Source organism: Enterobacter sp. 01-M-03-SI-ECC, assembly GCF_047530215.1.
Classification (GTDB): Bacteria; Pseudomonadota; Gammaproteobacteria; order Enterobacterales; family Enterobacteriaceae; genus Enterobacter; species Enterobacter chengduensis.
Genome location: NZ_JBLKDA010000018.1, coordinates 44,621 through 65,911 on the forward strand (window position 1 = coordinate 44,621; position 21,291 = coordinate 65,911).

Genomic DNA, 21,291 nt, shown 5'->3' on the forward strand with positions numbered 1-21,291 from the left:
TCATTCAGGATTGCTGGGGAACATCACAGAATTTTTGACGTGAGGAATTGATGCAAACAGGTAAACAATGCGCGATGGCGTTATTTTTGGCGATTATCAGCTTAACTGCCAGCGCACATCCTCACAGCTTTATTGATCTTAAAACCGAGCTGGTCACCGACGGCACGCAGCTGAGCGGTCTGAAAATGCGCTGGACGATGGATGAAATCACCTCGGCGGATCTGCTCTATGATGCGGGAAATGCAAAGCCGGGCGACGAAATCTGGAAAAAGCTGGCGGCGGAAGTGATGGCCAACGTGCTCGGCCAGCACTACTTCACCGAGTTCTGGCACAACGGGCAAAAGGTCAAATTTCTGAACCGGCCAACGGAATACGGGATGACGCGCGACGGGCATTAGGCGGTGCTGACGTTCGTGCTTCCTCTGGCGCAGCCTCAGCCGCTGGCCGGGCAAACGTACCGCTTTTCCACCTTTGATCCCACCTACTATGTCGACATGCGCTACGACAAAGACAGCGACGTACGGCTGCCGGACGCGCTGCAAAAAAGCTGCAAAATTGGCGTGCATACCCCGAAACCCAGCGAAGAGACGCTGAACTTTGCGGTCTCGCTCGACAAGGAAGATGCCCCGCCCGAAGACATGGAGCTGGGTAAACAGTTCGCGCAGGAGGTAACGCTACAATGTCAGTGATCTCCACTCCGGCCCGCAAGCCGCGCCGCTGGCTACACCTCTGGCCGCTGGCGCTCTTTCTCCTGCTCGCCGTTTGCGGTTCGCTCTGGCTCTGGCAGGCGTGGCCGCAGGTGATGATGAAAAGCATTATCTGGCAGCGTGAGGTCAACCAGCAGATGAGCGGCCTGCTGAAGGCGGTGGCGGAGAACCCGACCAAAGCGGGCGGCTCCCTGCTGGCGTTCAGCTTTATCTACGGCGTGCTGCACGCGCTGGGGCCGGGGCACGGCAAGATCGTCATTACGACCTGGCTCGCCACCCATCCGTCAAAGCTGAAATCGAGCATCGGCCTGACGCTGGCCTCCTCTCTGCTGCAGGGCGGCGTGGCGATTGCGCTGGTGGTCGTGGTGCTCTCACTGCTGCAGCTTCCCGCCCGACAGCTGCACCTGAGCAGCTTCTGGCTGGAGAAAGGGAGCTATGCGCTGGTGGGCGTGCTGGGGCTGATACTGTGCTGGCGGGCGCTGAAAAAACTGCGCGCGCTGCTGCAAAAACCGACATTCAAAACCTTTACGCCGCACCACGTTCATGATGAACACTGCGGCTGCGGACATCAGCATTTGCCCACGCAGGAACAACTACAGAACGGCGACGACTGGCGCGCGCGGCTGATGATTGTGCTTTCGATGGGCATGCGCCCGTGTTCGGGAGCCATCATGGTGCTGCTGTTCAGTAAGGTGATCGGCGTGTTTGGCTGGGGAATGCTGTCGGCGATGGCCATGGCGGCAGGAACGTCTCTCACCATTTCGTCTTTAGCGCTGCTGGTGCACAGCTTCCGTCAGCTGGCGGTCAAACTCAGCGGCAATAAAACGCCGGTGCTGTGGCGACAGGTCGGCTGGACCACGCTCGCGCTGGCGGGCGGGGTGATTCTGCTGGTGGCTGCGGTGACTATGTGGATGAGTGCGGTACCGGTGGGAAGGGGATTACGGCCTTTCTAGCGTACAGAGGGATTTTGTAGGCCCGGTAAGCGTAGCGCCACCGGGCTTAACAGGCTGGCTTAACGCTTCAGCGCATCGCTCAGCTCATCACGCATGTTTGCCAGCATGGCTTTAACAACGCGTGGGTTACCCGCAACGATGTTGCCGGTAGACAGATAGTTATGGCCGCCGGTGAAATCACACACGATGGCGCCTGCTTCACGCGCGATCAGCTCGCCCGCCGCAAAATCCCATGGCTTCAGCGACAGTTCGAAGTAACCGTCAACGCGGCCAGTTGCCACGTAGGCCAGATCCAGCGCAGCAGAACCGGTGCGGCGGAAGTCCGCGCATTCGGTGAACAGTTTGCCCAGGATATTCATATAGGTGGTCGCGTGCTGTTTCGCCTTGAATGGGAAACCGGTCGCCAGGATGGTGCCGTCCAGATCGCGTGCGTTGCTGCAGCGCAGACGGTAGCCGTTCAGCTGTGCGCCCTGACCGCGGGTTGCGGTGAACAGTTCGTTACGCATTGGATCGTACACAACGGCGACTTCAGTACGGCCTTTAATGCGTACTGCGATAGACACGGAGAAGTGTGGCAGACGTTTGACGAAGTTGGTGGTGCCATCCAGTGGATCGATAACCCATTGAACATCCTGATCGGTACCTTCATGTTCACCGCTTTCTTCGGTGATGATGGTGTGCTGCGGGTAAGATTTGCGGATTGTTTCGATAATAATCGCTTCTGCGGCTTTATCGACGTTGGTCACGAAATCATTGCTGCCTTTCTGGCTGGTTTCTACGGAGTCTGGCGTTTCGTAGTGTTTGGCAATTACATTACCCGCCTTGCGCGCTGCGCGCACGGCGATGGTCAGCATCGGATGCATCGGTCTCTCTCACTGGATGTTAAAGAACAGGAAAATCGGCGCAGAGTATAGCAGCGGGATCGGATTATGTCTCTCGTTTATGATAATATGCCGGAATATTCTTCAGTCACTGAATCCAGACATCTAAAAATTATGCTGCAAAACATTCGAATCGTGCTGGTCGAAACATCGCACACCGGCAACATGGGCTCCGTTGCCCGCGCTATGAAAACCATGGGCTTAACGAACCTGTGGCTGGTTAACCCGCTGGTTAAGCCCGACTCGCAGGCCATCGCCCTGGCGGCCGGTGCCAGCGACGTGATCGGCAATGCCCAGATCGTCGATACCCTCGACGAAGCGCTGGCTGGCTGCAGCCTCGTTGTCGGGACCAGCGCGCGCTCGCGCACGCTGCCGTGGCCGATGCTGGACCCGCGTGAATGCGGCCTGAAAAGCGTCTCGGAAGCAGAACAGGCACCGGTTGCGCTGGTGTTTGGTCGCGAGCGCGTTGGCCTGACCAACGACGAGCTGCAGAAGTGCCACTATCACGTTGCCATTGCCGCGAACCCGGAGTACAGCTCGCTGAACCTGGCGATGGCGGTGCAGGTGATCGCCTATGAAGTGCGTATGGCGTGGCTGGCGACGCAGGAGAAAGAGGTAGAGCCTAAAGAAGAGACGGCCTACCCGCTGGTGGACGACCTTGAGCGCTTCTACGGCCACCTGGAGCAGACGCTGCTCTCAACCGGCTTTATCCGTGAAGGCCACCCGGGTCAGGTGATGAACAAGCTGCGCCGTCTGTTTACGCGCGCGCGTCCGGAAAGCCAGGAGCTGAACATCCTGCGCGGGATCCTGGCGTCGATTGAGCAGAAGAATAAAGAATAGTGTCGTCTGTTCGCCGGGTGGCGCTTCGCTTACCCGGCCTACAAAACCGTAGGCCGGGTAAGCGAAGCGCCACCCGACAAAAAAACGGCACGGAAGGTTAAATACCTGACTAAAACAGTCAAGTAAATAGTTGACCATTTTAGTCAGGAATGTCAGACTTGGCCCTGCTATGCAATACCCCATTTTACTATAAAAAACCCCGGGCAGGGGCGAGTTTGAGGTTAAGTAAGACATGAGACTGACATCTAAAGGGCGTTATGCCGTGACCGCGATGCTGGACGTTGCGCTCAACTCCGAAGCGGGCCCGGTTCCGTTGGCTGATATTTCTGAACGACAGGGGATCTCCCTCTCTTATCTGGAACAGCTGTTCTCCAGACTGCGTAAAAATGGACTGGTTTCCAGCGTTCGTGGCCCGGGCGGCGGTTATCTGCTGGGTAAAGACGCGGGCAGTATTGCAGTTGGCGAAGTGATCAGCGCCGTTGACGAATCCGTAGACGCGACCCGTTGCCAGGGTAAAGGCGGCTGCCAGGGCGGCGACAAGTGCCTGACCCACGCGCTGTGGCGCGATCTGAGCGACCGTCTGACCGGCTTCCTGAACAACATCACCCTCGGTGAACTGGTTAATAACCAGGAAGTTCTGGACGTGTCGGGACGTCAGCACAGCCATGATTCCCAACGCAGCACCCGCGCACAGGACGCTATCGACGTCAAACTGCGCGCGTAATAAAACGATAAAGATTTCAGAATCAGGCCGGGGCGGTCACGCCCCGCGTACTCGGTCGTACATCCAGCCGGTTGCCTGATTCCTTGCATTGAAGCGATGTACGGAGTTTAAAGAGCAATGAAATTACCGATTTATCTCGATTACTCCGCAACCACGCCGGTGGACCCGCGTGTTGCCGAGAAAATGATGCAGTGTCTGACCCTGGACGGAAACTTTGGTAACCCAGCTTCCCGTTCACACCGTTTTGGCTGGCATGCTGAAGAGGCGGTCGATATCGCCCGTAATCAGATTGCTGACCTGGTGGGTGCCGACCCGCGTGAGATCGTTTTCACCTCCGGTGCGACCGAATCCGACAACCTGGCGATCAAAGGTGCAGCCAACTTTTATCAGAAAAAAGGCAAGCACATCATCACCAGCAAAACCGAACACAAAGCCGTGCTGGACACCTGCCGCCAGCTGGAGCGTGAAGGCTACGAAGTCACCTATCTGGCGCCTCAGAGCAACGGTATTATTGACCTGAAAGAGCTCGAAGCGGCCATGCGTGATGACACCATTCTGGTCTCCATCATGCACGTTAACAACGAAATTGGCGTCGTTCAGGACATCGCAACCATCGGCGAAATGTGCCGCGCGCGCGGTATCATCTACCACGTGGACGCGACCCAGAGCGTGGGCAAACTGCCTATCGACCTGAGCCAGCTGAAAGTGGACCTGATGTCCTTCTCCGGCCACAAAATCTATGGCCCGAAAGGGATTGGCGCGCTGTACGTTCGTCGTAAGCCACGTATCCGCATTGAAGCACAGATGCACGGCGGCGGTCACGAGCGCGGCATGCGTTCCGGTACGCTGCCTGTTCACCAGATCGTGGGCATGGGTGAAGCTTACCGCATTGCAAAAGAAGAGATGGAAACCGAGATGGCGCGCCTGCGCACGCTGCGTAACCGTCTATGGGACGGCGTGAAGGATATGGAAGAAGTGTATCTGAACGGCGATCTCGAGCAGGGCGCACCGAACATCCTCAACGTCAGCTTCAACTATGTTGAAGGCGAGTCGTTGATCATGGCGCTGAAAGACCTGGCGGTTTCTTCCGGTTCTGCCTGTACGTCTGCAAGCCTTGAGCCATCCTACGTGCTGCGCGCGCTGGGTATGACTGACGAGCTGGCACACAGCTCTATCCGTTTCTCTTTAGGTCGTTTCACTACCGAAGAAGAGATTGACTACACCATCAAGCTGGTTCGCAACTCCATTGGCCGTCTGCGCGACCTTTCTCCACTGTGGGAAATGTTCAAGCAGGGCGTGGATCTGAACAGCATTGAATGGTCACATCACTAATCGGTACATAAGGAGAATTCAATCATGGCATACAGCGAAAAAGTCATCGATCATTACGAAAACCCACGCAACGTTGGCTCTTTTGACAACAGCGATGAATCTGTTGGGAGCGGCATGGTCGGTGCGCCGGCGTGTGGCGACGTGATGAAGTTGCAGATTAAAGTCAACAATGAAGGTATCATTGAAGACGCGCGCTTCAAGACCTACGGCTGCGGTTCTGCTATCGCGTCCAGCTCCCTGGTCACCGAATGGGTGAAGGGCAAGTCTCTGGACGAAGCACAGGCAATCAAGAATACGGATATTGCTGAAGAACTCGAACTGCCACCGGTGAAAATTCACTGCTCAATTCTGGCAGAAGACGCGATCAAAGCCGCCATTGCGGATTACAAAAGCAAACGTGAAGCAAAATAATTGAGGTTTGAGTATGTCGATTACCCTTAGCGACAGCGCTGCCGCGCGAGTAAGCTCTTTTCTGGCGAACCGTGGTAAAGGCTTTGGCCTGCGACTGGGCGTACGTACCTCCGGCTGTTCTGGTATGGCTTACGTACTGGAGTTTGTTGACGAGCCGGCGTCTGACGACACCGTGTTTGAAGACAAGGGCGTGAAGGTGGTGGTCGATGGCAAAAGCCTGCAATTCCTCAACGGCACTCAGCTGGACTTCGTTAAAGAAGGTCTGAACGAAGGGTTCAAATTCACGAACCCGAACGTCAAAGACGAGTGTGGTTGCGGCGAAAGCTTCCACGTTTAACCGCGCGTCATCCGAAACCCCACCGTGGCTCTAGCGCTACGCGTGGGGTTTGTTCTAACAGGCTACCCCTGAGATTGTTATGGATTACTTCACTCTCTTCGGACTACCCGCTCAATACCCGATTGACCTCCAGGCGCTGACGGTCCGTTTTCAGGATCTGCAGCGTCAGTACCATCCGGACAAATTCGCGAGCGGGACGCAGGCAGAACAGCTGGCTGCGGTATCGCACTCTGCGACCATCAACCAGGCCTGGCAGACGCTGCGCCATCCGCTGACGCGCGCTGAGTATCTGCTCTCGCTTCACGGTTTCGATCTGGCGAGCGAACAGCACACCGTGCGCGACACGGCGTTTCTGATGGAACAGCTGGAGCTGCGCGAAGAGCTCGACGAGATTGAACAGGCCAAAGACGAAGCGCGTCTGGAAAGCTTCATCACGCGCGTGAAGGGCATGTTCGATACCCGCCATCAGCAGGTGGTGGAGCAACTGAACAACGAGACCTGGGACGTGGCGGCAGATACTGTGCGCAAACTCCGTTTTCTCGATAAACTGCGAAGCAGTGCTGAACAACTCGAAGAAAAGCTGCTCGATTTTTAATTTCGGAAGCAATTATGGCCTTATTACAAATTAGTGAGCCTGGCTTAAGTGCCGCACCGCACCAGCGTCGTCTGGCGGTGGGTATTGATCTGGGCACCACCAATTCCCTCGTGGCGACCGTGCGCAGCGGCCAGGCGGAAACGCTGGCTGACGAGCAGGGCCGCCATCTGCTGCCTTCCGTGGTCCACTACCAGCAGCAGGGTCACGCGGTCGGCTATGACGCGCGCGCCAACGCCGCGCGCGATCCGGCCAACACCATCAGCTCCGTCAAGCGCATGATGGGCCGATCGCTGGCCGATATTCAGACCCGCTACCCGCATCTGCCGTATCAGCTTCAGGCCAGTGAAAACGGCCTGCCGATGATCGCGACCGCGGCCGGTCTGCTGAACCCGATTCGTGTTTCCTCCGACATCCTCAAAGCGCTGGCGGCGCGCGCGACGGCGACGCTCGGCGGCGATCTGGACGGCGTAGTCATTACCGTTCCGGCCTATTTTGACGATGCACAGCGTCAGGGCACCAAAGACGCCGCGCGTCTGGCGGGCCTGCACGTGCTGCGTCTGCTGAACGAACCGACGGCGGCGGCGATTGCCTACGGCCTCGACTCCGGTCAGGAAGGGGTGATCGCGGTATACGACCTCGGCGGCGGGACGTTTGATATCTCGATTCTGCGCTTAAGCCGCGGGGTGTTTGAAGTGCTGGCGACCGGCGGGGATTCCGCGCTGGGCGGCGATGACTTCGACCACCTGCTGGCGGACTACATTCGCGAGCAGGCGGGCGTTGCCGATCGCAGCGACAACCGCGTGCAGCGCGAGCTGCTGGACGCGGCCATCGACGCCAAAATCGCCCTGAGCGACGCGCAGACGGTTACCGTCAACGTTGCGGGCTGGCAGGGTGAGATTACCCGCGACCAGTTTAACGACCTGATTGCACCGCTGGTGAAACGCACCCTGCTGGCCTGCCGTCGCGCATTGAAGGATGCGGGCGTTGAGGCGAACGAGGTGCTGGAAGTGGTGATGGTGGGCGGTTCGACCCGCGTGCCGCTGGTGCGCGAGCGCGTGGGCGAATTCTTTGGCCGTACGCCGCTGACCTCCATCGACCCGGACAAGGTGGTGGCCGTAGGCGCCGCTATCCAGGCCGATATTCTGGTCGGCAACAAGCCGGACAGCGAAATGCTGCTGCTGGACGTCATTCCGCTGTCGCTGGGGTTAGAAACCATGGGCGGCCTGGTGGAGAAAGTGATCCCGCGCAACACCACCATTCCGGTGGCGCGTGCCCAGGAGTTCACCACCTTTAAAGACGGCCAGACCGCGATGTCCATCCACGTGATGCAGGGCGAGCGCGAGCTGGTGCAGGACTGCCGCTCTCTGGCGCGTTTTGCGCTGCGCGGTATTCCGGCGCTGCCAGCGGGCGGGGCGCATATTCGCGTCACCTTCCAGGTGGATGCCGACGGCCTGCTGAGCGTCACGGCGATGGAAAAATCCACCGGCGTGGAATCGTCCATCCAGGTGAAGCCGTCCTACGGCCTGACCGATGGCGAAATTGCCTCCATGATTCAGGACTCAATGAGCTACGCCGAGCAGGATGTGAAGGCGCGTATGCTGGCGGAACAGAAAGTGGAAGCCGCGCGCGTGCTGGAAAGCCTGACCGGCGCGCTCAATGCCGATGCCGCGCTGTTAAGCGCCGCTGAGCGTCAGGTGATTGACGAGGCCGCCGCGCACCTAAGCGTCGTCGCCATGGGCAATGATGCTGACGCAATAGAAGAAGCCATTAAAAACGTTGATAAACAAACCCAGGACTTCGCCGCTCGCCGCATGGACAAATCTGTCCGCGTGGCGCTGAAGGGCCAGTCCGTGGACGAGGTTTAATATGCCAAAGATTGTTATTTTGCCTCATGCGGACCTCTGTCCGGATGGCGCTGTTCTGGAAGCGAAGACCGGTGAAACCATTCTCGATGTTGCCCTGCGCGCAGGTATCGAAGTGGAACACGCCTGTGAAAAATCCTGTGCCTGCACCACCTGCCACTGCATCGTGCGTGAAGGTTTCGACTCTCTCGCCGAGAGCACCGAAGACGAAGACGACATGCTGGATAAAGCATGGGGTCTGGAGCCGGACAGCCGCCTGAGCTGCCAGGCCGCGGTGACCGATGAAGATCTGGTCGTGGAATTCCCACGCTACACCATCAACCACGCACGCGAGCATTAATATGGGACTGAAGTGGACAGACAGCCGTGAAATCGGCGAAGCGCTCTACGACGCGAACCCGGATCTCGATCCGAAAACCGTACGATTCACCGACATGCATCAGTGGATCTGCGATTTAGAGGATTTCGACGACGATCCAAACGCATCCAATGAAAAAATTCTGGAGGCGATTCTGTTAGTCTGGTTAGATGAAGCAGAATAAATAACAAAACGGGCTGCCTTCAGGCGGCCCGTTTGCTAGTTGCTAATAAGGAAAAATAAAATGACCGAAGCGATGAAGATTACGCTCTCTACGCAGCCCGCCGACGCGCGCTGGGGCGAGAAAGCCAGCTACAGCATCAACAACGACGGTATTACCCTGCACCTGACGGGCAACGATGATTTGGGCCTGATCCAGCGCGCCGCGCGTAAAATTGACGGTCTGGGCATTAAGCATGTCTCTCTGGCTGGCGAAGGGTGGGACACCGACCGCAGCTGGGCGTTCTGGGCGGGCTACAAGGGGCCGAAAGGCACCCGCAAAATTGAGTGGGCTAACCTTGATGCAGCCGGTCAGAAAGAGCTGGAAAGCCGCCTGCAAATCATCGACTGGGTGCGCGACACCATCAACGCCCCGGCGGAAGAGTTAGGCCCTGAGCAGCTGGCGCAGCGCGCCGTTGACCTGCTGTGCGGCGTGGCGGGCGACAAAATGTCCTACCGCATCACCAAGGGTGAAGACCTGCGCGAGCAGAATTACATGGGCATCCACACCGTGGGCCGCGGCTCTGAGCGTCCACCGGTGCTGCTGGCGCTGGACTATAACCCAACCGGCGATAAAGCAGCCCCGGTCTTTGCCTGCCTGGTGGGTAAAGGCATCACCTTCGACACCGGTGGCTATAGCCTGAAGCAGAGCGCGTTCATGGACTCCATGAAGTCCGACATGGGCGGCGCGGCCACCATCACCGGCGCGCTGGCATTTGCCATCACCCGCGGTCTGAACAAGCGCGTGAAGCTGTACCTGTGCTGTGCGGACAACATGGTGAGCGGTAACGCCTTCAAGCTGGGCGACATCATTCGCTACCGCAACGGTAAAAACGTCGAAGTGATGAACACCGACGCCGAAGGCCGTCTGGTGCTGGCCGATGGCCTGATCGACGCCTCTGCCCAGAAGCCGGAGCTGATCATCGACATGGCGACCCTGACCGGCGCGGCGAAAACCGCCCTGGGCAACGACTACCACGCGCTGTTCAGCTTCGACGACAAGCTGGCCGCTCGCCTGCTGGCCAGCGCCGCGGCGGAAAACGAGCCGTTCTGGCGTCTGCCTCTGGCCGAGTTCCACCGCAGCCAGCTGCCGTCCAACTTTGCCGAGCTGAACAACACCGCCAGCGCGGCTTACCCGGCGGGCGCAAGCACCGCAGCGGGCTTCCTGTCTCACTTCGTTGAGAACTATCACGAAGGCTGGCTGCACATCGACTGCTCCGCAACCTACCGTAAAGCGGCGGTTGAGCAGTGGTCCGCGGGCGCGACCGGTCTGGGCGTGCGTACCGTGGCGAACCTGCTGACGGCTGAGTAACCACATTGCCCGGCGGCGCTGCGCTTGCACGGGCCTACGGTTTTGTAGGCCGGGTAAGCGAAGCGCCACCCGGCTTTTTTTTAAGTAGCCAAACTATGTCAGATACCAAAAACGAATTAGAAACCCTGCTGGAGCAGGCGGCGACCGAGCCCGCTCACCGTCCGGCCTTTTTCCGCACCCTGCTGGAATCCACCGTCTGGGTGCCGGGCACCGCGGCAGAAGGTGAGCAGGTTGTAGAAGACAGCGCGCTGGATCTGCTGCACTGGGAGAAAGACGACGGCACGTCGGTGATCCCGTTCTTCACCTCGCTGGAAGCGCTGCAGGAAGCGGTTGAAGACGAACAGGCGTTCGTGGTGATGCCGGTGCGCACCCTGTTTGAAATGACGCTCGGGCAGACGCTGTTCCTCAACGCGAAGTTGCCGACCGGAAAAGAGTTCACGCCGCGTGAAATCAGCCATCTGATTGGTGAAGAGGGTAACCCACTTAGCACCCAGGAAGTGCTGGAAGGGGGCGAAACGCTGCTGCTGTCTGAAGTGGCCGAGCCGCCCGCGCAGATGATTGATTCCCTGACGACGCTGTTCAAAACGCTCAAGCCCGTCAGGCGCGCGTTCCTCTGCTCTATTAAAGAGCAGGCGGATGAACAGCCCGTGCTGCTGATCGGTATTGAAGCCGACGGCGATATCGACGACATCATCCAGGCCGCGGGCAGCGTGGCGACCGACACGCTGCCGGGCGATGAGCCGATTGATATCTGCCAGGTGAAAAACGGAGAGAAGGGCATCAGCCACTTTATTACCGAGCACATCACGCCGTTCTACGAGCGTCGCTGGGGCGGCTTCCTGCGCGATCTCAAAACCAACCGCATCATCTGATTATGGCGGGGTGAATATCACCCCGTTGCTTCCAGCAGCAGTAAATCCATCAGCAGCACCAGATTCGACTCAAACGACGTCACCCCTGCGGCTTCGGCGGCAAAGTGTACCGCTTCGTCATAGAGCGCAAAGTGCACGTCCGCCATTCCCGCCAGCGTATTGGCCGAGGCGCGGGTAAACGCGACGATCGTCATACCAACGTTTTTGGCTATCCGCGCTTTATCCAGCACCTGTTCCGTTTCGCCGCTGCGCGAGACGGCAATAAACACCTGGTAACGGGCGGCGTTGCTGAGAAAAATGTTCCGGCTGTCCCCCGGCCCGGAGATAAACGCCGTTTTGCCCAGTACCTGCAGCTTCTTGGTCAGGTACTCGGCAAACAGATAGGAAAAACCGGCTCCGTAGAGAAAGAAACTCTCTTTCTGGCGCAGCAGGTTAGCAAACTGCTGGCGTTTGTCCTGCGTCACCCACTGGAAAGTGTGCTGATAGTTGGCGATAAACTGATTAAACAGCGCGGGCAATTCAGCCTGCTGCTCAGGCTGCGCGGAAATGTGCGGAGTGTCCGAGAGCAGCTGCTTGCAGTGCCAGATGAGTTCGCTAAAGCCGCTGAACCCCAGCTTCTGACACAGCCGCATAATGGTGGCGGTGGAAACAAACGTCGCCTGCGCCAGCTCGCGCACCGTGATGTTGCCCACCAGCAGCGGATGCTCCGTGAGGTGGGCGAGGACGCGATACTCTGCGCGGGTCAGGGACGCCCCGCGCGTTAACAGCGTGGCCAGGCGATTATCCATTATTTCGCCGGTTCAACCGGCAGGTCGTCCCGCGCGCCCCATTCGCTCCATGCACCGTCGTAAAGCGTGACGTCGCTTACGCCGAGCGTGGCGAGGGCCAGAATCACCACGCAGGCCGTGACGCCGGAACCGCAGCTGGCAATAATCGGACGGCGTAAATCGACGCCCGCGCGGTCAAAAATAGCGCGCAGCTCGTCGGTGGTTTTCAGCTCGCCTTCAAACACCAGGTCGCCCCACGGCACGTTCAGCGCGCCCGGAATATGTCCGCGCTTCAGTCCCGGACGCGGCTCATCCGCTTCGGCATTGAAGCGCGGAGCAGGACGGGCATCGACGATTTGCGCCGTTTTTTCATGGCTAACGACCAGCACGTCGGTCAGGCGCTTCACCACGTGCGCGTCGAACGTGGCGTCGAAATCCCCTTCCGGCAGCGTCACGTCACCCTGCTGTAGCGGCAGCTCGTCGCGCTTCCAGCCCGCCAGCCCGCCCGCCAGAATCGACACTTTTTCCACGCCGAAGTTTTTCAGCATCCACCACGCGCGCGGCGCGGAGAAGAGGTTGCCTTCATCATAGACAACGAGATGCTTATCTTTACTGACGCCCAGCTCGCGCATCGCCACGGAAAAGGCTTCCGGTCGCGGCAGCATGTGCGGAAGGGGAGAGGTATGGTCGGAGAGGGCTTCGATATCAAAGAATACCGCGCCAGGCAGATGCCCTGCGCGGTATTCACCGGGCACGTCGCGGTGCTCCTGGCCCGGAGGGGCCATGCGCGCGTCGATAATCTGAACTTCCGGGTCGTCGCCGTGCTCAATCAGCCAGTCGGCGGCGACAAAATATGAGGTGGACATGGGTTGCCTCCATTCTTTTCCGTAAAAAAGGATTGTCGGTGTTTTTTCTGACACCGACAAGCAAACCACGTTCAACTCGAGAGCAAGCCCCTATTTTTTCACCGGTTCGCCATCCTGCCAGGCTTTTTGCAGCGCAGGCCAGTAGTCGCGGTTGGCCTCGATCATCTCATCCAGAATCGCTTTTGCATGTTCCATAGTGGGTACGGTGCGGTTGAGGGTAAACGCCTGCAGGGCTTTCTCATAGCTCCCTTCCATAGCCGCCTCCACCAGCAGCTGTTCAGATGCGAGTTGCTGTTGCAAAAGCGTCTGATGGAACAGCGGCACCCGACCGATGCGAATCGGTTCCGGGCCTTCGGAGGTGATATACGCGGGCACTTCCACCACGGCATCGTAAGGCAGGTTGGTAATTGCCCCGCGGTTTTCCACCATCACCAGATGGCGGCTCCGCAGGTTGAAGGCCAGCGAGCAGGCCACGTCGACGATAAACTCGCCGTGAACGCCCACGTGGAAGGCATCCGGTAAAATTCCGGTGCGCTTATACTCTTCGGCGGCGGCGAACAGCTTTTTCTCGCGCCCGTCCATCACTTCGTTGGCGCGGGTATAGTCCGGGTTTTGATGCGCCACAATCTGGTTCGGCATCAGGTAGTACTGGAGATACGGGTTCGGCAGATACTCCGGGAAGTTGTCGACGATCGGCTTAATGTTGCGCCAGGTCTTCACCCAGGAAGGATCGGAATGCTGCGGATCGGTTTTGGCGGCGTCTTCCGTGAGCAGGCCAAACTTAGCGATATGCTTGCGCAGCTCGGGCAGCCTGTCCTCGCCGTCCACCAGCACGCGGGTAAACCAGCCGAAGTGGTTCAGGCCGAAATAGTCCACCTCCAGCCTGTGGCGATCCACGCCCAGAATCGCGCCCATATTGCGCATGGCGGCGACGGGCATGTCGCAGATGTTCAGCACCCGCGCGTTCGGGCGCAGGCGGCGCACGCCTTCGGCGACGATCGCCGCCGGGTTGGAGTAGTTCACGATCCAGGCTTTTTGATGCGCGTAGCGATCCACCAGATCGATAAGCTCCACCATCGGCAGGATCGTGCGCAGCCCGTACGCCAGCCCGCCGGGACCGCAGGTCTCCTGACCGACCACGCCGTGCCGCAGGGGGATCTTCTCATCCTGCTCGCGCATTTTGTACTGACCGACGCGCATCTGGGCGAAGACGAAATGCGCGCCGCTGAACGCCACTTCCGGGTCAGTGGTGACGGTGAATTTGATGCTTTCACTGTGGTCGCGAATCACTTTCTCAACCACCGGCGCAATGGTGTTCTGACGCGCCTCGTCAATGTCATAGAGGCGGATTTCGGCCAGCGGAAAATCCTGCTGGCGCACCATCAGGCTTTTCACAATGCCCGGCGTGTAGGTGCTGCCGCCGCCGGCAATCGACAGAATAAATGGGGGTGTTAACATTTTTAGCTCCTTTCAGAGAAACGTCTCAACGGCTTCTCGCATTTTTTTGACGTGCAGCCCGTAGACCACCTGAACGTTGTTACCTTGTTTGATGACCCCTTTCGCGCCGGTGGCCTTCAGGCGCGGCTCGTCGATAATGCCGACGTCCTTCACCGTGACGCGTAAGCGGGTATAGCAGTTATCCACAACCTCAATATTCTCCCTGCCGCCGAGGCCCATCACGATGGACTCACCCAGCCCGTCGTTATTGCCCTTCGCCTGATACTCCTGCTTGCTGTAGAGGCGCGTCTCTTTATCGTCATCCTCACGGCCCGGCGTCTTCATGTTGAAGCGCAGGATCAGGAAGCGGAACACCAGGAAGTAGAGAGCGAACATGATCAGCCCGACCAGCAGATACATCGGCCAGTTGGACTTCTCCGTGCCGAGCGGCAGGTTGTAGAGGATGAAATCGATAATCCCGTTGGCGCCGATGGCGTGAACGCCCAGCAGGGAGAACAGCATCATGCCGATGCCGGTCAGCAGCGCGTGCACCACGAACAGCAGTGGGGCGACGAACAGGAAGGAGAACTCAATCGGCTCGGTGACGCCCACCAGCAGTGAGGTCAGCGCCGCCGGGATCAGAATCGCTTTCGCAACGGCTTTACGCTCCGGCCTGGCGGTCATGTACATCGCCAGCGCGGCGGCGGGCAGGCCGAACATTTTGCTGATTCCGCGCGCGTCCCACACGACGGTGCTGCTGAGCTGCTTCACCTCCGGGCAGGCCATCTCGGCGAAGTAGATATTACGCGCGCCCTGATAGGTTGCGCCGCACACCTCCTGCGTGCCGCCCAGCTCGGTATAGAGGAACGGGGTATAGACCAGATGGTGCAGGCCGGTGGGGACCAGAATACGTTCCAGGAAGCCGTAGATGGCCACGCCGAACGGGCCTGAGCCTTTGATGGCCAGCGCCAGGGCGCTAATCCCGTGCTGGGCAAACGGCCACAGTTCGCTCATTACCACGCCGAGCAGCATGGAAACCGGAAGCATCACAATGGCAACAAAACAGTGGCCGGAGTAAATCGCCATCGCGCCGTTAAACTGTACCCCGGAATATTTATTGTACAGATATCCCGACAGCGCCCCGGTCAGGATCCCGGCGAAAACACCCATCTCCAGCACCTGTACGCCCAGCACCATGGCCTGCCCGGCCGCTTTCATCTGGTCCGCTGGCGCCAGCTCGCCCTGAAGCTGTAACGTTACGTTCATGGCGTTGATAAACACCACGAAGGTCACCAGACCAATCAGCGCCGCGTAGCCTTTATCGCGCGTTGCCAGCCCAATCGGGATCCCGACGGCAAACACCAGCGCCAGGTTCACCAACACCGACACGGCAGATTTTGCAATAAGCTGACCAAGATGCTGAATCAGCGGATGGCCAAGAAACGGCAGATATTCAGCGAGATTACCGTTGCCCAGCACGTTACCAAAGGCAATAAACAGACCGACGATCGGTAAGATAAGTACCGGTCCGTACAATGATTTTCCGAAATTTTGTAGGGCGTTCACGGCTCGTTTCATGGCTTTCTCTCTTTTTGAACCGCGCACTCTGGGTGCGTTATGGTCATAAAACTAGCAGTCAGCAGATGCACTTATCCAGCTATCTTCTTGTTTTAAAAACAAATGACGTAAAAGGTAACATGTGACGTTACGTGCTGTGATCGCGGTTCCATCACGGCGCAGCGGCGTAATACCGTTCTGCGAGGCGCTTTCCAGAATCTAAAATTGGACTTTTTGAATTAATGAAACTTGCGGATAATACTTATCCGGACGACGACCAACAGGCTCCATGGGCCAGGGACAAAGGATGAAACCGTTTCGCTTAGCCGCGCTCTCTCTTGCGCTGCTTACCACGTTTACGCTTGCCGGCTGTGATAACAGCGACGATAAACCTCAGGCTGCGGCTCCCGCGGCATCTACCGCATCCACGCCGAAAGCTGCGGAAAAACCCAATGCAGAAACGCTGGCTAAACTGGCCGCGCAGAGTCAGGGAAAAGCGCTGACGCTGCTTGATGCCTCCGAAGTTCAGCTCGACGGTGCCGCCACGCTGGTGCTGACCTTTTCTGTCCCGCTGAACCCCGATCAGGACTTCGCCAAAACGGTTCACGTCGTGGATAAGAAAAGCGGCAAGGTTGACGGAGCGTGGGAACTTGCGCCTAACCTGAAAGAGCTTCGCCTGCGCCATCTTGAGCCCAACCGCAACCTGGTCGTCACCGTTGAACGGGGCCTGCAGGCGCTGAACAAGGCGACGTTCGGCATTGATTATGAAAAAGCCCTGACCACCCGGGACGTTGAACCGACGGTAGGTTTTGCCAGCCGCGGCTCGCTGCTGCCGGGTAAGGTGGTGGAAGGTCTGCCGGTGATGGCGCTCAACGTCAACAATGTTGACGTCAACTTCTACCGCGTGAAGCCGGAATCGCTGGCCTCCCTTGTCAGCCAGTGGGAGTACCGTAACTCGCTGACCAACTGGGAATCCGACAACCTGCTGAAGATGGCGGAGCTGGTTTACACCGGTCGTTTCGATCTTAATCCGGCGCGCAACACGCGCGAAAAACTGCTGCTGCCCCTCAAGGATATCAAGCCGCTCCAGCAGTCTGGCGTTTATATCGCGGTCATGAACCAGGCCGGGCACTATAACTACAGCAACGCCGCAACGCTCTTTACCTTAAGCGATATTGGTCTGTCCGCACACCGTTACCATAACCGCCTGGACATCTTCACCCAGAGCCTGGAGAACGGCGCGGCGCAGTCCGGCGTCACCGTCACCCTGTTGAACGACAAAGGGCAGACCCTTGCCGAAGCGAACAGCGATGCCGACGGTCATGCGAAGCTCGAAACGGACAAAGAAGCCGCGCTGATTCTGGCGAGCAAAGACGGCCAGACCACGCTGCTTGACCTCAAGCTACCGGCCCTCGATCTGGCCGAATTCGATATCGCAGGGAGCCCTGGCTACAGCAAACAATTCTTTATGTTTGGCCCACGCGATCTCTACCGCCCGGGCGAAACGGTGATCCTTAACGGTCTCCTGCGCGACAGCGACGGTAAGCCGCTTCCCGACCAGCCCGTGAAGCTTGACGTGCTGCGTCCGGATGGACAGGTCGCGCGTACTGTTGTCGTCAAGCCAGAGAACGGACTCTATCGCTTTAACTATCCGCTGGATGGTGGGGCGCAAACCGGCATGTGGCATATCCGCGCCAACACGGGCGATAACCTGCAGCGCCTGTGGGATTTCCACGTTGAAGACTTCATGCCAGAGCGTATGGCGCTCAACCTCAGCGGGCAAAAAACGCCGGTTTCACCGCAGGATAACGTCGACTTTAACGTCGTCGGTTATTACCTGTACGGCGCGCCTGCCAACGGTAATTCCCTGCAGGGCCAGTTTTTCCTGCGTCCGCTGCGTGAAGCCGTGGCCGCGCTGCCGGGCTTCCAGTTTGGCGATATCGCCGAGGAGAACCTGAGCCGCAGCCTGGATGAAGTTCAGCTTACGCTGGACGAAAAGGGGCGTGGACAGGTTTCTACCGAAAGCCAGTGGAAAGAGGTGCACTCGCCGCTGCAGCTGATCCTGCAGGCCAGCCTGCTGGAGTCCGGCGGCCGTCCGGTGACGCGTCGCGCCGAGCAGGCCATCTGGCCAGCGGCTGAGCTGCCGGGTATTCGCCCTCAGTTCGCCAGTAAAGCCGTTTACGACTACCGCACCGATACCACCGTCAGCCAGCCGATTGTTGACGAGAACGGCAACGCCAGCTTCGACATCGTGTATGCCGATGCCAGCGGCGCGAAAAAGGCCGTTTCCGGGCTTCAGGTGCGCCTGATCCGCGAGCGCCGCGACTACTTCTGGAACTGGTCTGAGAGCGAAGGCTGGCAGTCTCAGTTCGATCAAAAAGATCTGGTCGAAGGCGAGCAGGAGCTGACGCTCAAGGCCGATGAAACCGGCAAGGTCACCTTCCCGGTGGAATGGGGCTCTTATCGTCTTGAGGTGAAAGCACCTGACGAGATGGTCAGCAGCGTGCGCTTCTGGGCAGGCTACAGCTGGCAGGATAACAGCGACGGCACCGGCGCTGCGCGCCCTGACCGCGTAACGCTTAAGCTGGATAAGCCAGCCTATCAGCCTGGCGACACCATCAACCTGCACATTGCCGCGCCAGCCGCAGGCAAGGGCTATGCGATGATTGAGTCCAGTGAAGGGCCGCTGTGGTGGAAGGAGATCGACGTACCGGCAAACGGGCTGGATCTCGCTATTCCGGTCGATAAGGCCTGGAAACGTCACGACCTCTATCTGAGCACGCTGGTGGTCCGTCCTGGGGATAAATCGAAATCCGCCACGCCGAAACGCGCGGTTGGCCTGCTGCATCTGCCGATGGGCGACGAAAACCGCCGCCTGAACATTGCGCTCGATAACCCACAGAAAATGCGTCCAAACCAGACGCTCTCGGTGAAGGTGAAAGCTAGCGTGAAAGAGGGGGCGGTTCCGCAGAAGGTAAACGTGCTGGTCTCGGCGGTGGACAGCGGCGTGCTGAACATTACCGATTACGTTACGCCGGATCCGTGGCAGGCTTTCTTTGGTCAGAAGCGTTACGGCGCGGATATCTACGATATTTACGGCCAGGTCATTGAAGGGCAGGGGCGTCTGGCCGCGCTGCGTTTTGGTGGCGATGGGGATGAACTGAAGCGCGGCGGCAAACCGCCGGTTAATCACGTCACCATTATCGCCCAGCAGGCTCAGCCGGTCACGCTGGATGCCAACGGGGAAGGCACAATCACGTTGCCGATTGGAGACTTTAACGGTGAGCTGCGTCTGATGGCGCAGGCCTGGACGGAAGACGATTTCGGCAGCAGTGAAAGCAAGATTATTGTCGCCGCGCCGGTCATTACCGAGCTGAATACGCCACGTTTCCTGGCAAGCGGCGATACCTCGCGCCTGACGCTGGATATCACTAACCTGACCGACAAGCCGCAAACGCTCAACGTCGCCCTGTCCTCTACCGGCAAACTGGCGCTGGAAGGCGCACAGCCTCAGCCTGTCCAGCTGCCACCGGGCGCGCGCAGCATGCTGTTTATTCCGGTGCGCGCGCTGGACGGATACGGTGACGGTGAAGTGACCGCGCGGGTGACCGGCCTGCAGCTTCCAGGCGAGACCTTCGCCCCGCAGCAGAAGAGCTGGAAAATCGGCGTGCGCCCGGCGTTCCCGGCGCAGACGGTCAATACCGGCGCCATGCTGAACCCTGGCGAATCCTGGACCGCACCGGCGCAGCACAGCACCGGTTTCTCTCCTGATACCCTGCAGGGACAGCTGCTGCTGAGCGGTAAACCACCGCTCAACCTGGCGCGCTATATTCGCGAACTGCAGGCCTATCCGTATGGCTGCCTCGAGCAGACCACCAGCGGCCTGTTCCCGTCGCTCTACACCAACGCGGCGCAGCTTGCTGCACTTGGCATCAAAGGCGACAGCGACGATAGGCGCCGCGCAGCGATTGATATCGGCATCTCCCGTCTGCTGCAGATGCAGCGTGAAGACGGCGGGTTCGCGCTGTGGGACAAAAACGGTCCGGAAGAGTACTGGCTGACGGCTTACGTGACCGACTTCCTGGTGCGCGCGGGCGAGCAGGGCTACAGCGTGCCTGCCGATGCCGTGAACAACGCCAATAGCCGGTTGCTGCGCTACCTGCAGGATCCGGGCATGATGTCCATTCGCTACAGCGACGATACGCAGGCCAGCAGGTTCGCCGTGCAGGCGTATGCCGCGCTGGTGCTGGCGCGTCAGCAAAAAGCGCCGCTGGGCGCGCTGCGTGAAATCTGGGATCGTCACGCTCAGGCGGCGTCCGGACTGCCGCTGATGCAGCTGGGCATGGCGCTCAAGCTGATGGGCGATGCGCCGCGTAGCCAGCAGGCGCTGGATCTGGCGCTCAAAACCCCGCGCAACGACAGCAAAAACTGGATGGCCGATTACGGCAGCCAGCTTCGCGATAACGCGCTGATGCTCTCTCTTCTGGAGGAGTACAAGCTGCTGCCGGATGCGCAAAATACGCTGCTAAACGCGCTTTCCGAAGAGGCCTTCAGCCAGCGCTGGTTGTCCACTCAGGAAAGCAACGCGCTGTTCCTGGCGGGACGTTCGCTGCAAACCTTGTCCGGTTCGTGGCAGGCGAAAACCACGCTGTCTGATACCGCATCGGGCGGGGATAAGGCGCAGGTACAAAACGTAAGCGGCGACCAGCTTGGCGCCCTGCAGGTAACCAATACCGGCACTTCACCACTGTGGGTGCGCCTGGACAGCACCGGTTATCCGGAATATGCCCCTGAGCCGAGCTCGAACGTGCTGCAGGTTGAACGTCATATCCTGGCAACCGACGGCAGCAGTAAATCGCTCTCTTCACTGAAGAGCGGCGAACTGGTGCTGGTGTGGCTGGAAGTGAAGGCCAGCCAGAACGTGCCGGATGCGCTGGTGGTGGATCTCCTCCCTGCGGGTCTGGAGCTGGAAAACCAGAACCTGGCGAGCAGCAGCGCCAGCCTGCAGGACAGCGGCAGCGAGGTACAGAACCTGCTCAGCCAGATGCAGCAGGCCGATATTCAGCATATGGAGTTCCGCGACGACCGCTTTGTGGCCGCCGTGCCGGTGAACGAAGGTCAGCCGGTTACGCTGGTCTATCTGGCGCGTGCCGTGACGCCGGGAACCTACCAGGTGCCGGTGCCGATGGTAGAGTCGATGTACGTTCCGCAGTGGCGGGCAACGGGGGCGGCCAGTGGCCCGCTGATTGTTGTTCCGTAAT

18 protein-coding genes and 1 pseudogene are annotated in these 21,291 nt (G+C 59.0%); 14 read left to right on the top strand and 5 right to left on the bottom strand.

The features are described 5' to 3' along the window. Positions 1-50 precede the first annotated feature (50 nt). Positions 51-689 (top strand): annotated as a pseudogene (locus ACMWKK_RS16550) (DUF1007 family protein). Beyond that, positions 680-1,660, top strand: coding sequence for a nickel/cobalt transporter (locus ACMWKK_RS16555; RefSeq protein WP_112779913.1), 981 nt, complete (start codon positions 680-682; stop codon positions 1,658-1,660). Before ACMWKK_RS16550 ends, ACMWKK_RS16555 begins: the two are co-directional and overlap by 10 nt. Before the next feature lie 59 nt (positions 1,661-1,719). Here ACMWKK_RS16555 and suhB read toward each other — a convergent pair whose 3' ends face one another. Further along, the gene (suhB, locus tag ACMWKK_RS16560; protein ID WP_024908639.1) at positions 1,720-2,523 is read right to left on the bottom strand and encodes an inositol-1-monophosphatase; all 804 of its coding nucleotides are present in this window, start codon (positions 2,521-2,523) and stop codon (positions 1,720-1,722) included. A 132-nt stretch (positions 2,524-2,655) separates the two neighbouring features. On the opposite strand from suhB, the gene trmJ reads away from it, so the two are divergent. The 11 genes from trmJ (at position 2,656) to sseB (ending at position 11,403) form a co-directional block, all read left to right on the top strand. After that, positions 2,656-3,381: a tRNA (cytosine(32)/uridine(32)-2'-O)-methyltransferase TrmJ gene (gene trmJ, locus ACMWKK_RS16565; protein WP_008502159.1), complete on the top strand. Its 726-nt coding sequence runs from the start codon at positions 2,656-2,658 to the stop codon at positions 3,379-3,381. A 232-nt stretch (positions 3,382-3,613) separates the two neighbouring features. Next, on the top strand, positions 3,614-4,105 hold the full coding sequence (gene iscR, locus ACMWKK_RS16570) for a Fe-S cluster assembly transcriptional regulator IscR (protein WP_008502158.1): 492 nt from the start codon (positions 3,614-3,616) through the stop codon (positions 4,103-4,105). A 117-nt stretch (positions 4,106-4,222) separates the two neighbouring features. Further along, positions 4,223-5,437, top strand: coding sequence for a cysteine desulfurase (gene iscS, locus ACMWKK_RS16575; RefSeq protein ID WP_008502157.1), 1,215 nt, complete (start codon positions 4,223-4,225; stop codon positions 5,435-5,437). Positions 5,438-5,461: 24 nt separating this feature from the next. Next, positions 5,462-5,848 carry a Fe-S cluster assembly scaffold IscU gene (gene iscU / locus ACMWKK_RS16580; protein ID WP_003860661.1) on the top strand — a complete coding sequence of 129 codons (387 nt, stop codon included), beginning with the start codon at positions 5,462-5,464 and terminating at the stop codon, positions 5,846-5,848. Between the two features lie 13 nt (positions 5,849-5,861). Then, positions 5,862-6,185, top strand: coding sequence for an iron-sulfur cluster assembly protein IscA (iscA, locus tag ACMWKK_RS16585; protein ID WP_003860659.1), 324 nt, complete (start codon positions 5,862-5,864; stop codon positions 6,183-6,185). 79 nt (positions 6,186-6,264) lie between these two features. Beyond that, on the top strand, positions 6,265-6,780 hold the full coding sequence (gene hscB, locus ACMWKK_RS16590; protein ID WP_406542868.1) for a co-chaperone HscB: 516 nt from the start codon (positions 6,265-6,267) through the stop codon (positions 6,778-6,780). Positions 6,781-6,794: 14 nt separating this feature from the next. Beyond that, positions 6,795-8,645, top strand: coding sequence for a Fe-S protein assembly chaperone HscA (gene hscA / locus ACMWKK_RS16595; RefSeq protein WP_112779912.1), 1,851 nt, complete (start codon positions 6,795-6,797; stop codon positions 8,643-8,645). 1 nt (position 8,646) lies between these two features. After that, a complete protein-coding gene (gene fdx, locus ACMWKK_RS16600; protein WP_003860652.1) occupies positions 8,647-8,982 on the top strand; it encodes an ISC system 2Fe-2S type ferredoxin in 336 nt (111 codons plus the stop codon). Between the two features lies 1 nt (position 8,983). Beyond that, positions 8,984-9,184: a Fe-S cluster assembly protein IscX gene (iscX, locus tag ACMWKK_RS16605; protein ID WP_003860650.1), complete on the top strand. Its 201-nt coding sequence runs from the start codon at positions 8,984-8,986 to the stop codon at positions 9,182-9,184. A 60-nt stretch (positions 9,185-9,244) separates the two neighbouring features. Then, positions 9,245-10,531: an aminopeptidase PepB gene (gene pepB / locus ACMWKK_RS16610; RefSeq protein ID WP_045326056.1), complete on the top strand. Its 1,287-nt coding sequence runs from the start codon at positions 9,245-9,247 to the stop codon at positions 10,529-10,531. 95 nt (positions 10,532-10,626) lie between these two features. Further along, positions 10,627-11,403 carry an enhanced serine sensitivity protein SseB gene (gene sseB / locus ACMWKK_RS16615; protein ID WP_045326053.1) on the top strand — a complete coding sequence of 259 codons (777 nt, stop codon included), beginning with the start codon at positions 10,627-10,629 and terminating at the stop codon, positions 11,401-11,403. 17 nt (positions 11,404-11,420) lie between these two features. On the opposite strand, the gene ACMWKK_RS16620 is transcribed toward sseB, so the two are convergent. The 4 genes from ACMWKK_RS16620 to ACMWKK_RS16635 all read right to left on the bottom strand — a co-directional run bounded on the left by ACMWKK_RS16620 (position 11,421) and on the right by ACMWKK_RS16635 (position 16,051). Continuing rightward, positions 11,421-12,191 (bottom strand): MurR/RpiR family transcriptional regulator, encoded by a 771-nt coding sequence (locus ACMWKK_RS16620; RefSeq protein ID WP_045326051.1) that lies wholly within the window; start codon positions 12,189-12,191, stop codon positions 11,421-11,423. After that, on the bottom strand, positions 12,191-13,036 hold the full coding sequence (gene sseA, locus ACMWKK_RS16625; protein WP_112779911.1) for a 3-mercaptopyruvate sulfurtransferase: 846 nt from the start codon (positions 13,034-13,036) through the stop codon (positions 12,191-12,193). Before sseA ends, ACMWKK_RS16620 begins: the two co-directional genes overlap by 1 nt. Positions 13,037-13,126: 90 nt before the next feature. Next, entirely contained in the window at positions 13,127-14,494 is a 1,368-nt protein-coding gene (locus ACMWKK_RS16630; RefSeq protein WP_406542869.1) for a 6-phospho-alpha-glucosidase, read from the bottom strand. A 12-nt stretch (positions 14,495-14,506) separates the two neighbouring features. Further along, positions 14,507-16,051 carry a PTS transporter subunit EIIC gene (locus tag ACMWKK_RS16635; protein ID WP_112779909.1) on the bottom strand — a complete coding sequence of 515 codons (1,545 nt, stop codon included), beginning with the start codon at positions 16,049-16,051 and terminating at the stop codon, positions 14,507-14,509. A gap of 286 nt (positions 16,052-16,337) precedes the next feature. Here ACMWKK_RS16635 and ACMWKK_RS16640 point away from each other — a divergent pair, with 286 nt between their 5' ends. Continuing rightward, positions 16,338-21,290, top strand: a complete 4,953-nt coding sequence (locus tag ACMWKK_RS16640) for an alpha-2-macroglobulin family protein (protein WP_112779908.1) — start codon at positions 16,338-16,340, stop codon at positions 21,288-21,290. Position 21,291: the final 1 nt, after the last annotated feature.

Bases quoted from the DNA above. Each gene is read 5' to 3' on its own strand.
- ACMWKK_RS16555 (WP_112779913.1), top strand. From the start codon at position 680: ATGTCAGTGATCTCCACTCCGGCCCGCAAGCCGCGCCGCTGGCTACAC.
- suhB (WP_024908639.1), bottom strand. From the start codon at position 2,523: ATGCATCCGATGCTGACCATCGCCGTGCGCGCAGCGCGCAAGGCGGGT.
- trmJ (WP_008502159.1), top strand. From the start codon at position 2,656: ATGCTGCAAAACATTCGAATCGTGCTGGTCGAAACATCGCACACCGGC.
- iscR (WP_008502158.1), top strand. From the start codon at position 3,614: ATGAGACTGACATCTAAAGGGCGTTATGCCGTGACCGCGATGCTGGAC.
- iscS (WP_008502157.1), top strand. From the start codon at position 4,223: ATGAAATTACCGATTTATCTCGATTACTCCGCAACCACGCCGGTGGAC.
- iscU (WP_003860661.1), top strand. From the start codon at position 5,462: ATGGCATACAGCGAAAAAGTCATCGATCATTACGAAAACCCACGCAAC.
- iscA (WP_003860659.1), top strand. From the start codon at position 5,862: ATGTCGATTACCCTTAGCGACAGCGCTGCCGCGCGAGTAAGCTCTTTT.
- hscB (WP_406542868.1), top strand. From the start codon at position 6,265: ATGGATTACTTCACTCTCTTCGGACTACCCGCTCAATACCCGATTGAC.
- hscA (WP_112779912.1), top strand. From the start codon at position 6,795: ATGGCCTTATTACAAATTAGTGAGCCTGGCTTAAGTGCCGCACCGCAC.
- fdx (WP_003860652.1), top strand. From the start codon at position 8,647: ATGCCAAAGATTGTTATTTTGCCTCATGCGGACCTCTGTCCGGATGGC.
- iscX (WP_003860650.1), top strand. From the start codon at position 8,984: ATGGGACTGAAGTGGACAGACAGCCGTGAAATCGGCGAAGCGCTCTAC.
- pepB (WP_045326056.1), top strand. From the start codon at position 9,245: ATGACCGAAGCGATGAAGATTACGCTCTCTACGCAGCCCGCCGACGCG.
- sseB (WP_045326053.1), top strand. From the start codon at position 10,627: ATGTCAGATACCAAAAACGAATTAGAAACCCTGCTGGAGCAGGCGGCG.
- ACMWKK_RS16620 (WP_045326051.1), bottom strand. From the start codon at position 12,191: ATGGATAATCGCCTGGCCACGCTGTTAACGCGCGGGGCGTCCCTGACC.
- sseA (WP_112779911.1), bottom strand. From the start codon at position 13,036: ATGTCCACCTCATATTTTGTCGCCGCCGACTGGCTGATTGAGCACGGC.
- ACMWKK_RS16630 (WP_406542869.1), bottom strand. From the start codon at position 14,494: ATGTTAACACCCCCATTTATTCTGTCGATTGCCGGCGGCGGCAGCACC.
- ACMWKK_RS16635 (WP_112779909.1), bottom strand. From the start codon at position 16,051: ATGAAACGAGCCGTGAACGCCCTACAAAATTTCGGAAAATCATTGTAC.
- ACMWKK_RS16640 (WP_112779908.1), top strand. From the start codon at position 16,338: ATGAAACCGTTTCGCTTAGCCGCGCTCTCTCTTGCGCTGCTTACCACG.